Consider the following 12,399-nt stretch of genomic DNA (forward strand, 5'->3'; position numbering starts at 1 on the left):
GGTCGCGCCCGCAGCCGCGCCGCGGACACCTCGGCACCACATCTCTCCGGTGCGGGAGGATGGGCGCGTGAACGCGCCCACCAGCCGGTCCGACCTCGCGCGCGCCCGGCGCATCGTCGTCAAGGTCGGGTCGTCCTCCCTCACCGGAGCAGACGGCCGCCTCGATGTCGCGGCACTGCGTGACCTCGTCTCGGTGCTGGCGACGGCGCGCCGGGCGGGACGCCAGGTGGTGCTCGTGTCCTCGGGCGCGATCGCCGCGGGTCTCGGCCCTCTCGGGCTGGGCCGGCCGAGGGACCTCGCCACGGCCCAGGCGACCGCGAGCGTGGGGCAGGGACTTCTCGTCGCGCGGTACACGGCGGCCTTCGCCGAGCACGACCTGACCGTCGGGCAGGTGTTGCTCACCGCCGGGGACCTGATCCGCCGTCAGCATTACGCGAACGCCCAGCGAGCCCTCGAACGGCTCCTGGCGCTGGGCGTGGTGCCGGTCGTCAACGAGAACGACACCGTGGCCACCGACGAGGTCCGGTTCGGGGACAACGACCGCCTCGCCGCTCTCGTGTCGCACCTCGCGCGCGCCGACGCCCTCGTCCTGCTCACCGACGTCGACGGACTCTACGACGGTCCGCCGTCGCAGCCGGGCACCCGTTTGGTGCCGGAGGTGACCTCACCGGCCGACCTCGCCGCGGTGGAGGTCACCGGCCGCGGCAGCGACATCGGCACGGGTGGCATGGTCACCAAGCTCGACGCCGCATCGATCGCCACGGGGTCGGGCATCCCCGTCGTGCTCACCTCCGCGCCCAACGCCTCGCGCGCGCTGGCCGGCGATGACGTCGGCACCTGGTTCGCCGTGACCGGGCGCCGCACCTCGGCGCGGCGGCTCTGGCTCGCGCACGCCGCCCAGATCCGCGGACGCCTGCACATCGATGCCGGTGCAGCGCGTGCGGTCACCGACGGCAAGCGGTCCCTGCTCGCCGCCGGCGTCACCGGCCTCGACGGCGAGTTCGAGGCCGGCGACGCCGTCGAGCTCGTCGGGCCGGACGGCGTCGTGGCCCGCGGTCTCGTCGCCTACGGTTCCGCCGAGCTGCCCGCCATGCTCGGCAAGTCCTCGGCGCAGCTGCGCGAGGACGGGGACGCGCTGCCGCGAGCCGTGGTCCACCGCGATGATCTGGCCCAGGTGCATCGCCGGGCGCTTGCCCGTTGAGGTCCCCCGGGGACACCCTTGACCGGTTGTACCTCGAAATCGCCCACGCACCCTGACCGGAAGCCCAACGATGCCCGAGACGAGCCTGACGCCCTTGCCCGAGAACACCGTTGTGACCGAGAACAAGCGGACCGTCCAGCGATACCTGGACGGCTTCAACAAGTCCGACCACGAGCAGATTCTGTCCTGCCTGACCGAGGACATCCGCTGGACGGTTTACGGCGCGTTCCGGATCCAGGGTAAGGAGGCTTACGACGCCAACATCGAGAACCCGGAGGCCGTCGAGCCGCCGCACCTGACGGTCGTCTCCCTCGTCGAGGAGGCGGACGTCGTGATGGCGGAGCTGACTCTGCAGCAGCGCCTGAAGAACGGCGTGGTCATGCGGGCGGCGATGGGCGCGGCCTTCCTCATGCGTGACGGCCTCATCGCCGAGCGCCGCGCGTACGTCGTGCCGCTGCAGGAGAACGACTACAAGTAGCTTCCGGCTCCGGCGGTCACCGTTCGAAGAACTCCTCGAGAACCGGTGCGAGCGCGGCCGGGTCCACCTGGTGCCCCGACAGCGGGATGACGGCGCGTTCCGCACGGGGCAATGCGGCCACCAGGGCGTCCGCGGCGTCGTCGAAGAAGCCGGGCTGGAGACCGCCCATCACGGGGTCCGCGGCGGCACCGGTCGCCACCAGGACAGGATTGCCGATACGGGCCAGCATCTCGGTCGGCACCCGACCGTCGCCGAGGCAGGCCGCGTCGTAGGCGAGCGTGTGAGCCAGCGCCTCCAGAGGCTGCCAGTATTCCGACGCCCGCGCGCCCGCGATGTCAGCCTCCGAGGCGCCCGCCAGGGCCATGAATAGGGCGACGGCGTCGCCCCGCCGGCCGTCCTCCAGGGCCGTCGCGAGGTGGGCGCGGTAGGTGGCCCAGCCGGCCACCATGGGCTCGTCCGTCATGTACGGAACCTCGTAGACGGCGACCTTCTGGACCGGCAGGCCGGCGGCGGCCGCGGCGAGGGCCAGCGCGCCGCCGGAGGAGGCACCGAACAGGTGAGCGGTGCCGCCGAGCTCCTCGATGAGGGCCGCGATGTCCTCGATCTCCCGCTCGACGGCGTACGGCTGGCTGTCGCCGCTCTCGCCCCGTCCTCGTCGCGCGTACGTGGCCGCCGTCCAGCCCGGCAGCTCGTCGATGAGGCCGGCGTTCTCCTCGCCGGCGTCCAAGCCTCCACCGACGAGAACGACCGCCTGGCCGCCGGTATCACCCGCCATGTAGGCGATGGGCGTGCCATCCTGGGACACCACGGTGGGCATGGTCGCTCCTCGGTCGTCGTTCCCTGCGGTCGGCGACGGTGCCGCCGTCGGTGCCTCAGCGGAGTCAACCGTTCCCCGGTCGCGCGCACAACCCGACCGGCCCCCCGGCCGCCATCTCATGCATATACCGGCGGGCGACAGATACCGCAACCGAGTGTTGCCCCCAGTTCACCGTGCGTCGGGCGAGGATGCGGTCGGGCGTTGCCCGGGAGCGGCTGATGGGCGCTCACGTGCCCTCCCACGGCCCGGTCAGTCACCAGCGACATGGTCATGTCAGTGGTGCCTGACACAATTCGAACATACGAACGAATCGGTCCGGGCGGGAGGTGAGTGTCGATGACGACGACGATCGCGGGTCAGGTCGAGGAGCTCCGTGCGGTTCTGGCCGAAGCCGACATCGGCCAGCACCCCGGCGAGCTGGTCGATCTGCTGAGCGGTCTGGAGGCGTTGAAGGACACCGCGTGCGCCCCTCAGGCGGACGCCGCCGTGGCGCTGGATGCCGGGCGCCGCCTGCAGGAGGCCGAGCTCGGTGTCCCCGCGCGGCGCCGGGGCCGCGGGGTGGCCTCCGAGATCGCGCTGGCGCGGCGCGAGTCGCCGAACCGCGGGCAGAAGTTGCTGTCGCTGGCGAAGATGTTGCGCACCGAGATGCCGAACACCCTCGCCAGGTCCCGAGCTGGGGAGCTCAGCGAGTGGCGAGCCATGGTGCTGGCCCGCGAGACCGCATGCCTGACCCGGGAGCACCGCGAGGCGGTCGATGCTGAGCTGTGCGACGATCCCGCCACGCTCGCGGGCGTCGGCACGGGTGAGCTGGTTGCCCGGGTTCGGTCTCGAGCGGTCGAGCTCGACCAGGGCGCTCTGGTCGAGCGTGCGAAGCGGGCCGAGAACGAACGACGGGTCAGCATCCGGCCCGCACCGGACACGATGTGCTATCTGACCGCCCTGCTGCCCGTCGGCCAGGGCGTGGCCGCCTATGCCGCGCTGACCAAGGACGCCGAGGCGATGGGCATGTCCGGCGACCCGCGCGGGAAGGGGCAACTGATGGCGGATCTGCTCACCGCCCGCGCAGCAGGCCTCGATCTGCCCGAACCGGCCGACCCCGCAGCACCGCCCGGTACAGGTACAGGCAGCGGCGCAGGCGCAAGTACAGGCACACGAACAGGCAGCGGCGCAGGCGTAGGCGTCCAGGGCCCTCCGGCTGCGCCCGACGTGCCTGGACCGCCGGCGGTGCCGGTCACCGTCAACATCACTCTCTCGGACACGGCGCTGCTCGCCGGCGGGCATGACCCCGCCCTGGTCGGTGCAGACGGCGTTCCGCCCCAGGCCGTTCCGGCCGCGGTGGCCCGCCTGCTCGTCGCGAGCACTCTCGACTCGACCGCGGCGGCCTGGATCCGGCGTCTGTACACCGACCCGGGTGGGCAGCTGGTCGCGCTGACCTCCAAGCAGCGGTTCTTCCCCCGTGGGCTTGGCGACTATCTCGCGCTGCGCGATGCGGGCACCTGCCGCACGCCGTACTGCGACGCGCCGATCCGCCATCTGGACCACATCACGCCAGTGGATGCGGATGGCGAGACCACCAGCGAGAACGGCAAAGGCGCCTGCGTCGCATGCAACCACGCCAAGCAGGCCCCGGGCTGGCGCGAAGAGGTTCCCGACCGGCCGACGCACACCCGGCACACGGTCAGGACCCGCACCCCGACCGGGCATACCTACTATTCCGTCGCCCCGTCCCAGCCCGGGACGCAGCACCGGCCGGCCGGCCAGCAAGGACCCGCAAGCGGTGCACGAGATCCCACGGCTGAAGACCGCGCGGCCTGACCCGGAAGACCACGCGGCCTGATCCGCCTAGCCACGTCGCGGCGCTGTTCCGGCAGTGTCCCCGCCGGCCGCCACCACCTGGTCCATCACGTACAGACGGCGACCTCGTCCGTCACGTACGAACCGGCGACCAGGCGTGTGTCATGCCAGTTCCGACAGTCGTACCAGGTTGTGACTGAGAACGGCCCGGCGCACCTTCTCGCGCACGTCGCCGTCGAGAAGTACGTCGTGGTCCGAGACGGTGCCGGTGAGGCCGTACTGGGACGCCTCCGGCAACCGGTCGCAGAGCCACGTCAGCACATCGGCCTGGGTGCCCAGGGACAGTGGCCGGCCGGCGTCACCGAGCACGCCGTGCCGGGAGTCGTACACCTCGGCATCCGGCACGAGCGTCCCGTCCGCCAGCGTGCACCGCGCGCCGGCGGCCACGCGCCGACGGCTGTAGTTGGGCTCCGTGGCGTCGAGGGCGGCCAGCTGTTCGCCGTCGAGCCAGCACACCGACACGGCGGAGCGGGCGTCGTCGTCCCGGAACGGTGCGGCGGCGATGTAGCCGCCGGCGCTGACGTGCGACGAGTGCCCGACGCCAAGCCCCTCGACCGCGGCCGGTGCCAGCGGCACACCACCGTCGAGCAGGTCCGCCAACTTCTCGCGCAGGACCGCGGGGGAGGCGTTCGACCCGACGGCGACCACGGCAGTGAGCCGGTCCAGCTTCGTGGGCGACGGCCACGAGCCGGACGCCCCCGCCGGCCCCATCACGGTCGGAGCCGTCACGGGACCGCCCCACGGGTAGTTTCGCGGGTGCCGCTTCGAGCTGGGTAGCCGGCGCATACGTCTCAGTTCTCGAGGGTACGTGTCCGGGAGTTGACATGGCGATGAGGCTCGCTTAGCGTCGGCGGTGCCAGTGAACCTGTGCATGTCTGTGCATCCAGCACGAAGGAACCGAACGACCTATGAACACGCTCGTGAGCTCCAGGCAGTGGCAGTCGACCCGCCGCGCTGAGTTCATGATGTGCATGTCCATGTGTGTTCGTTCGCGAATGTCCGCCTGACGACATTCCCGCGACGCCCCGGCGCCTCTGTGCGCGCCGACGCGTCAGCCCTGACCTGAGCCCCGTACGCGGCGAGTGGCACGCCGCCGTCGGACCACGCCTGGTCAGGTGTCCTTCGCCTCACCGCGCCTGACCGGCGCGACGACACCCCTTGGATGTGCACCGTGGCTTCCTCCACCAGTCTCTCCCTGCTTCCCTCCCGTACCCCCGTCACCGGCTACGCCACCATCGGTCTCGATCTGACCGGTCTCGGCGTCCCGGCCGATTCGTTCGCGGACGGTGCCGACCTGCCCGTCGAGAAGGCCGACGTGGCCCGCATCGCCTCCTACACCCGCGCCGCGCACACCAGCGGCGTCTCCTTCGTCGCTCTCGGCGAGTCCTTCCGCCTGCGTTCCGACCGCGCCGTGCGCCACGACGACTGGCTGGATCCCGTCGTCGCCGCCCGCCGCATCGCCCCGCACGCCTGCGCCGGGATCGTCCCCTGCGTCCCAGCCGGCGCCGACCTGGACCTTGTGGAGGGCGCGCTCGCCGAGGCCTCCCGCCAGCAGGGGGCCTGGGCCGGCCTGCAGCTCACCGGCGCCGACGCCGCCCGCGCGGCGACGCCCCGGCGCAGCACCAGGTCGCAGCGTGGCCCGCGGCCGCGTGTGGTCCTGCCCGTCGCGAGCGAGGAGGATGTCGAGCTCGCCGGCCGGTACGCCGACGTCGTCCGGATCCGCGAGACCGACGTCGAGTGGGCCCGCGAGCTGCGCTACGCCGTGCGTGCCGCGGCCCGTGCCGCGGGCCGCGAGGGGGCCGTCCGTGTCGTCGCCGACCTGCACACGGTCGTCTCCGCCGACCGGGAAAGTGCGCAGGAACGTGCCGGCCTCATCACCGACATCGCTGGCGAAGCCGTCACCTGGGCCGGCGCGCTGGCCGCCTACGGCACCGCGGGCGACGTCGCGGACGTCATCCAGAGCTGGACGGACGGCGGTGCCGCGGACGGCTTCGTCGTCCTCCCAGGCTCCCTGCCGGCCGACGTCGCGGCGCTCGTGCGCGGGATCGTCCCCGAGCTGCGGGCCCGGGGGATCCTCGAGGACCGCCCGGGCGGCCCAGCGTCGGCACCGCTCGCTCGTTCGGCGGCCGGATCGACGACGGCGATTGCCCAGGCGGACCGGCGTCGCGCCGTTGCCGTGGCCTGAGGGCGAGTCACAGTACGGGCCCTCGAGTGGCGCCACGCCTCACGGGGTGCCGGCCGCCACTCGTGGTGCCAGCCTGGTCGCATGACGCGATTCGGCTACACGTTGATGACCGAGCAGGCCGGGCCGAAGGAGCTGGTGCGGTACGCCCAGGAGGCCGAGCGGCACGGGTTCGACTTCGAGGTCTGCTCCGACCACTACTTCCCTTGGCTGGACTCCATGGGGCACTCGCCGTACGCCTGGGCCGTGCTCGGCGCCGCCGCGCACGCCACCCGGCGCATCGGACTCATGTCGTACGTGACCTGCCCGACGATGCGGTACCACCCGGCGGTCGTCGCACAGAAGGCCGCGACGCTGGGACTGCTCTCCGACGGCCGGTTCACGCTCGGCGTCGGAGCCGGGGAGAACCTCAACGAGCACGTCGTGGGGGAGCGATGGCCCGCCGTCGCCGAGCGGCACGAGATGCTCGAGGAGGCGCTCGTCATCATGCGCGACCTCCTAGACGGTGAGCAGGTGACCTTCGTCGGTGACCACTTCCGGGTGGATCAGGCCAAGCTGTGGGACCGGCCCGAGGAACCACTGGAGATCGGCGTGGCGGCCTCCGGCTCGGAGTCCGTCTCGCGGTTCTCGGAGCTGGGTGACCACCTGATCAACACGGAGCCGAACGCGGACCTCGTCGCCTCGTGGCAGGAGGGCCGGCGCGAGGCCGGCCTGCCCGAGTCACGGGTGATCGGCCAGATCCCGGTGAGCTGGGGTCCCGACCCCGACGAGGCGCTCCGGCGCGCGCACGAGCTGTTCCGGTGGTCCGGGATGGGATGGCACGTCAACGCCGACCTGCCGACCACGACGGCGTTCCAGGCGGCCACGTCGTTCGTACGGCCGGAGGATGTCGCGCAGTCGGTGGCGTGCGGCCCGGACCTCGACGCCATCGTGGAGAAGGTCCGCCCGTACTGGGAGGCCGGTTTCACCGACATCGCGCTGGTCCAGATCGGCGGCGACTCCCAGGAGGCGTTCCTCGCCGACGCCGCCGAACCGCTGCTCGAGAAGCTGCGTTCCGCCTCCGCGTCCGGCTGAGCCGCTGAGCGTACGGAGACGCGCCACGGCTCAGGCGGTCTTCGCCTTGGTCTTCGACGTGGGCTTCTTGGATGCCGGCTTCTTGGGGGCCGCCTTCTTGCTCGCGGCCTTCTTGCGCGCGGGCTTCTCCTCGGCCTCGTCCTCGGTCTCGTCGACGGCCTCGGTCCCGGCCGGCTCCTCCTCGGCGCCCTCGGCCGCCCCCTTCTTCGCGCCCCGGGTCTTGCGGGACTCCTCGACCGACCTGCGCAGGGCATCCATGAGGTCGAGCACCTGGCCGCCCTCGTCGGCCTCGCCCTGCCCGCCGAAGGTCGCCTCGGTGTCCACCGCCTCGCCCTGCTCGAGCTTCGCGGTGACGAGCTCGCGGAGCTGGAGCTGGTACTCGTCGGTGAACTCGCTCGGGGTGAAGTCGGACTCGTAGCTCTTCACCAGCGCGGAGGACATCTCCAGCTCCTTGGCGGAGATCTCCACGTGCTGGTCGAGCTCCGGGAAGGAGGCCTCGCGCACCTCGTCCTCCCACAGCAGCGACTGCAGGACGAGGACGTCGTCACGCACGCGCAACGCGGCCAGGCGGGTCTTCTGCCGCAGCGTGAAGGTGACGATCGCGGTGCGGTCCGTCTGCTGGAGGGTCTCGCGCAGCAAGGCGTACGACTTCGGTGACTTCGAGTCCGGCGCCAGGTAGTAGGCGCTGCCCATCATGATCGGGTCGACCTGCTCGGACGGCACGAACTCCTGGACGTCGATCTCACGAGTGCGCTCGACCGGGAGCGAGCTGAAGTCTTCCTTGGTCAGCACGACGCTCTGCTGCCCGTCGTCGTAGGCCTTGTCGATGTTCTCGTAGTCGACGACCTGACCGCACACCTCGCAGCGGCGCTGGTAACGGATCCGTCCGCCGTCGACGTCGTGGACCTGGCGGAGCGAGACATCGTGGCTCTCGGTGGCGCTGTACAGCTTCACGGGCACGTTGACCAGCCCGAAGGTGATCGCGCCCTTCCAGATCGCGCGCATGTGCAGTCCCTTCTCGACGCTCCGCTGGTCAGTCAACTCGTGCGCGGCCATGCGCGCCAGCCGTTTGCCTGCCGACATCGTCCTCCGGCAGGGCGGACTACGACAAGCCGTCGTGTCAGGTGCCCTCCCCGTCGCGCTCGATGATCGAGACGACGTTGCCCGCCGGATCGGCGAACCAGGCGAGGGTGGGCGTGCCGCGGTGGACCCCCGAGTCGTCGGTGCGGATCTCGCCGTCGTAGTGCAGGAAGGCGACGCCGCGGGAGGACAGCTCGGCGACGGTGGCGTCGATGTCGGGCACGACGAGGTTGAGCACCGTGAACGTCGCGGGCGTGTGCGCCTCGCCCTTGGGGTAGACGAGGACCTCGCCGCCGCCGGGCAGGTGCAGGTTGATCAGCCCCGCCATCGCGCCGGTGGTGACGTCGAGGCCGACGACGTCGGCGTAGAACTGCCGGGCACGCTCGGTGTCGTCCACCGAGAAGCCGCTGAATCCGTCGATGTACATGGTGTGGTCCTCTTCAGCCAGGTCAGGGTCAGGGAGAGGTGCAGGAGGGTCGGTCAGGTGGCGGGCTGGGCCGACGGCGCGGCGGCGCCCGCGTATGCGAGCAGGCGATCGGCCAGCTCTGTGGGCCGCGAGAGATACGCGGCGTGGCTCCCGGGCATCTCGTCGGCCTCGACGCCGAGGCGCTCGCGGGCGAGACGGTGGAGGAACGGTGCGGGGAAGAACCTGTCGTCCCGGAAGACCAGGAACGAGGTGGGGATGTCCGGCCAGGCCGGCAGCGGGAAGGGATCAGCCATCATCCGCCCCGATTGGTTTCGCGAACGCCGCAACGCCTCGGCGGCAAGGTCGGGGTCGAGGTCGTGCAGGAAGGCGGCGACCTCGTCGTCGTACTCCTCGCGCTGCGTGGCCGTGAACCCGCTGGTCTGCCACCACTCGCCGGCCGTCTCACGGGGCAGCGGGATCATCGCGGCCACGAGGACGAGGTGGCGGGCGCGGAGCCGGTCCGCCGCGAGCGGCGCGACGAAGCCGCCGAGGGAGTGCCCGACGACGACCACGTCCCGGCCGTCCACGTCCCCGTACTCGGCGCGGACAGCGCTGACGACGGCGTCCGCGTAGTCCGCCAGGCCCGCACCGTCGTCCTCGCTCGGCATGTCGGTCGCCACGACACGGTGGCCGCGGGCCGTGAGCTCGTCGCGGACCAGGTGCCACTCCCAGCCCGACCCACCGGCGCCGTGGCAGATGACGAAGGTGGTGCTCGCCGTCGCCCGACCGGCGCGCGCCACGAGGTCGAGCACGGCCGGTGCGACGGCGTCCGGTACCAGCGTGTGGTCCGCGCCCTCGACGGTGCGCAGCTCGGCGGCCGGGATCAGGTCGGCCACCGCCTGGGACGCGGTGGCCAAGAACGGCCAGGTGTCACCGCCGCGGACGACGAGCGTGGGGACCCGGACGCCGTCGGCCACCGGACGGACCGTCGGGTGCTCGGACTGGAGGGCGGCGTCGTAGACGAGCGATCCGGCGTCGGCCTCCATCGTGGCGAACTCCGGGGACGCCTCGATCCCGGCGACCATGTCCTCCGGCAGGCCGACGACCTCGCCGAGCCAGGTCCTGACGGCGTCACCGCTGCGGTCGTGGCTGACGAGGTAGGCGAGCCGGCCAGGCATCCCGGGCGCCATCGCCTCGTCCTCGCTGCCGTCGTTGTACGGCGGCTCGTAGAGCACCAGACCGCTGACCCGCTCGTCCCGGGCGGCGGCCAGGACGGCCAGCTGGCAACCCGAGGAGTACCCGACGAGAACCGCGCTCCCGCCGGCCTCGTCGATCAGCGCCGACAGGTCCTCCAGCTCACGTTCGACGGCCCCGGCCACGGGGACGCACCGGTTCACCTTGGCGGCGTCGCTGCTCCCGCCGCGGTTGCGCCGGTCGTAGGCGTAGGTGGTCACGGTGTCGCCGAGGCTGTGCACGAGCGGTTGCCAGGTGGGCCGGCCACCGAGTGCGCCGGCGACGAGGATGACTGGGGGTCCGCTGCCGTTCGCGTCGTAGGCGATGCGGGTCCCGTCGAACGAGGTGACGTGCTCCATCGGTCGTCCTTCCGTCGTGGTCAACTGTCCTCCCGCCGGGCGTCCGGCACCAGAGCCGGAACGGTCTCGGTTGGGTGTATCTCGTCGGACGGGCTCGCGCCTGCGCCGTCGGCGGTGTGGTCGCCGGTGGCCTCGTGCGGGGCGGGCCGGCTCGGGGGCAGGTGTCGCAGCATCCTGAGCACGACGGCGGCGAGGCCGCCGAGGAGGCCGGCGACGATCCACAGCGCGACGTCGGCGCCGAGCATGAACGCGTCGCGGGCGGCGCCGACGAGGGAGTCAGCGAGGCCCGGACGCAGCTCCCGCGCCGCCGTGATCGCCCCGGTGAGGCTCTCGCGCGCCTGCGCCTCCGCGGCGGGCGCGAGCGCTGCGGGGATCTCGATGACCCGGCCGTAGACGACGGCGGCCACGGTGCCCAGGGTCGCGATGCCGAGCGAGTACCCCAGCTCGGAGACGGACTCGGACGTCGCCGCCGCCGAGCCCGCTCGCTCGGGAGGCGCCGATCCGACGACGATGTCCGTGGAGAGCGTGACCATCGGTCCGCAGCCGAGCTGGAACAGCACATACCCGACGGCCAGCAGCACCAGCGAGCCGGGCTCCACCCGGGTGAGGACGACGACGCCGGCCGTCGCCACGACGAGGCCGGTGGCGATCAGCGGTGCCGGCCGGATGCGCCGCGCGAGCACGGGTGCCATGACGAAACTCGTGACCGACGCCAGCACGCCGGGCAGCATGACCAGACCGGCGACCAGGGGAGCGAGGCCCTCGACGAGCTGCAGGTGCTGGGTGACGAAGTACATCGTCACCCCGGTGATGGTGATGATGTGCATGCCGGCGACGGCGGTGGAGAAGGCGCGGTTGCGGAAGAGTCGGAGGTCGACGAGCGGGTCCTCGAGGTGGAGCTGCCGCCGCACGAACGCGACGCCGGTCGTCAGCCCGACGACGAGGGCGAGTGCCGGCACGGCCTGCCACCCGCCGCGTGCCAGCTCCTTGAGTCCGTAGACGGCGGGCAACATCGCGGCGAGGGACAGCGCGACGCTGGTCAGGTCGATCCGGCCGGCAGCGGTGTCGCGGTGCTCGGGCAGCAGGATGGGACCCAGGACGAGCAGCAGCAACATTGCCGGCACGCCGAGCAGGAAGGCCGCGCCCCACCAGAAGCTCTCCAGCATGGCCCCGCCCACGAGCGGGCCGATGGCTGCGCCGCCCATGAAGCAGACCAGCCAGATGCCGATGGCCTGCGCCCGCTGCGCCGGGTCGCGGAACAGGTTCGTGATGAGCGCCAGGGTCGAGGGCGCCAAGGTGGCCCCCGCCACGCCCAGCAGTCCGCGGGCGACGATCAGCATCAGCGGGCTGACCGCGAACGCGGCGAGCACGGAGGCCACGGCGAAGCCGGACGCGCCGAGCAGGAGAAGACGCCGGCGTCCGATCCGGTCGCCGAGCGTGCCCATGGTCAGCATGAGGCTCGCGAGCAGGAACCCGTAGACGTCGAGGATCCACAGCTGCTCGATGCTGGAGGCCCCGAGGTCGGCCGAGAGGTACGGCATGGCCAGCAGCAGGACGAACATGTCCAGCGAGACCAGCAGGGCCGGCAGCGCGAGCACCAGCAGGGCGATCCACTCGCGGCGGCCTGCACGTGCGGGGGTGGTGGTGGCCGGGCCGGCCTGCTCCGTCGTCATGGCGGAGACGCTACTATCGGGCAGTCCTAAAAAACGACTAAT

The 12,399-nt window shown here is 72.0% G+C and carries 11 protein-coding genes; 5 read left to right on the plus strand and 6 right to left on the minus strand.

Annotated elements, in window-relative coordinates:
• The first annotated feature begins 67 nt into the window (after positions 1-67).
• Together proB and ABD907_RS16635 are read left to right on the plus strand one after the other, a co-directional pair.
• Positions 68-1,201 carry a glutamate 5-kinase gene (gene proB / locus ABD907_RS16630; protein ID WP_345217564.1) on the plus strand — a complete coding sequence of 378 codons (1,134 nt, stop codon included), beginning with the start codon at positions 68-70 and terminating at the stop codon, positions 1,199-1,201.
• Between the two features lie 70 nt (positions 1,202-1,271).
• On the plus strand, positions 1,272-1,679 hold the full coding sequence (locus ABD907_RS16635) for a nuclear transport factor 2 family protein (RefSeq protein ID WP_345217566.1): 408 nt from the start codon (positions 1,272-1,274) through the stop codon (positions 1,677-1,679).
• A 16-nt stretch (positions 1,680-1,695) separates the two neighbouring features.
• Here the strand turns inward: ABD907_RS16635 and ABD907_RS16640 are convergent, their stop codons facing one another.
• Positions 1,696-2,496, minus strand: a complete 801-nt coding sequence (locus ABD907_RS16640; protein WP_345217568.1) for an alpha/beta fold hydrolase — start codon at positions 2,494-2,496, stop codon at positions 1,696-1,698.
• Positions 2,497-2,832: 336 nt separating this feature from the next.
• On the opposite strand from ABD907_RS16640, the gene ABD907_RS16645 reads away from it, so the two are divergent.
• On the plus strand, positions 2,833-4,311 hold the full coding sequence (locus ABD907_RS16645) for an HNH endonuclease (protein WP_345217570.1): 1,479 nt from the start codon (positions 2,833-2,835) through the stop codon (positions 4,309-4,311).
• Between the two features lie 141 nt (positions 4,312-4,452).
• Here ABD907_RS16645 and ABD907_RS16650 read toward each other — a convergent pair whose 3' ends face one another.
• Positions 4,453-5,079 (minus strand): hypothetical protein, encoded by a 627-nt coding sequence (locus tag ABD907_RS16650; protein WP_345217571.1) that lies wholly within the window; start codon positions 5,077-5,079, stop codon positions 4,453-4,455.
• Positions 5,080-5,521: 442 nt separating this feature from the next.
• Here ABD907_RS16650 and ABD907_RS16655 point away from each other — a divergent pair, with 442 nt between their 5' ends.
• A complete protein-coding gene (locus ABD907_RS16655) occupies positions 5,522-6,535 on the plus strand; it encodes an LLM class oxidoreductase (protein ID WP_345217573.1) in 1,014 nt (337 codons plus the stop codon).
• Between the two features lie 81 nt (positions 6,536-6,616).
• The gene (locus ABD907_RS16660; RefSeq protein ID WP_345217575.1) at positions 6,617-7,606 is read left to right on the plus strand and encodes a TIGR03557 family F420-dependent LLM class oxidoreductase; all 990 of its coding nucleotides are present in this window, start codon (positions 6,617-6,619) and stop codon (positions 7,604-7,606) included.
• A gap of 30 nt (positions 7,607-7,636) precedes the next feature.
• On the opposite strand, the gene ku is transcribed toward ABD907_RS16660, so the two are convergent.
• The 4 genes from ku to ABD907_RS16680 form a co-directional block, all read right to left on the minus strand.
• A complete protein-coding gene (gene ku, locus ABD907_RS16665; protein WP_345217577.1) occupies positions 7,637-8,611 on the minus strand; it encodes a non-homologous end joining protein Ku in 975 nt (324 codons plus the stop codon).
• Positions 8,612-8,726: 115 nt separating this feature from the next.
• Positions 8,727-9,113 (minus strand): VOC family protein, encoded by a 387-nt coding sequence (locus ABD907_RS16670; RefSeq protein ID WP_345217580.1) that lies wholly within the window; start codon positions 9,111-9,113, stop codon positions 8,727-8,729.
• Between the two features lie 53 nt (positions 9,114-9,166).
• Positions 9,167-10,684, minus strand: a complete 1,518-nt coding sequence (locus ABD907_RS16675; RefSeq protein WP_345217583.1) for an alpha/beta fold hydrolase — start codon at positions 10,682-10,684, stop codon at positions 9,167-9,169.
• A gap of 20 nt (positions 10,685-10,704) precedes the next feature.
• Positions 10,705-12,357 carry an MFS transporter gene (locus tag ABD907_RS16680; RefSeq protein ID WP_345217585.1) on the minus strand — a complete coding sequence of 551 codons (1,653 nt, stop codon included), beginning with the start codon at positions 12,355-12,357 and terminating at the stop codon, positions 10,705-10,707.
• Between the last annotated feature and the right edge of the window lie 42 nt (positions 12,358-12,399).

It is taken from the genome of Georgenia halophila (genome assembly GCF_039541595.1).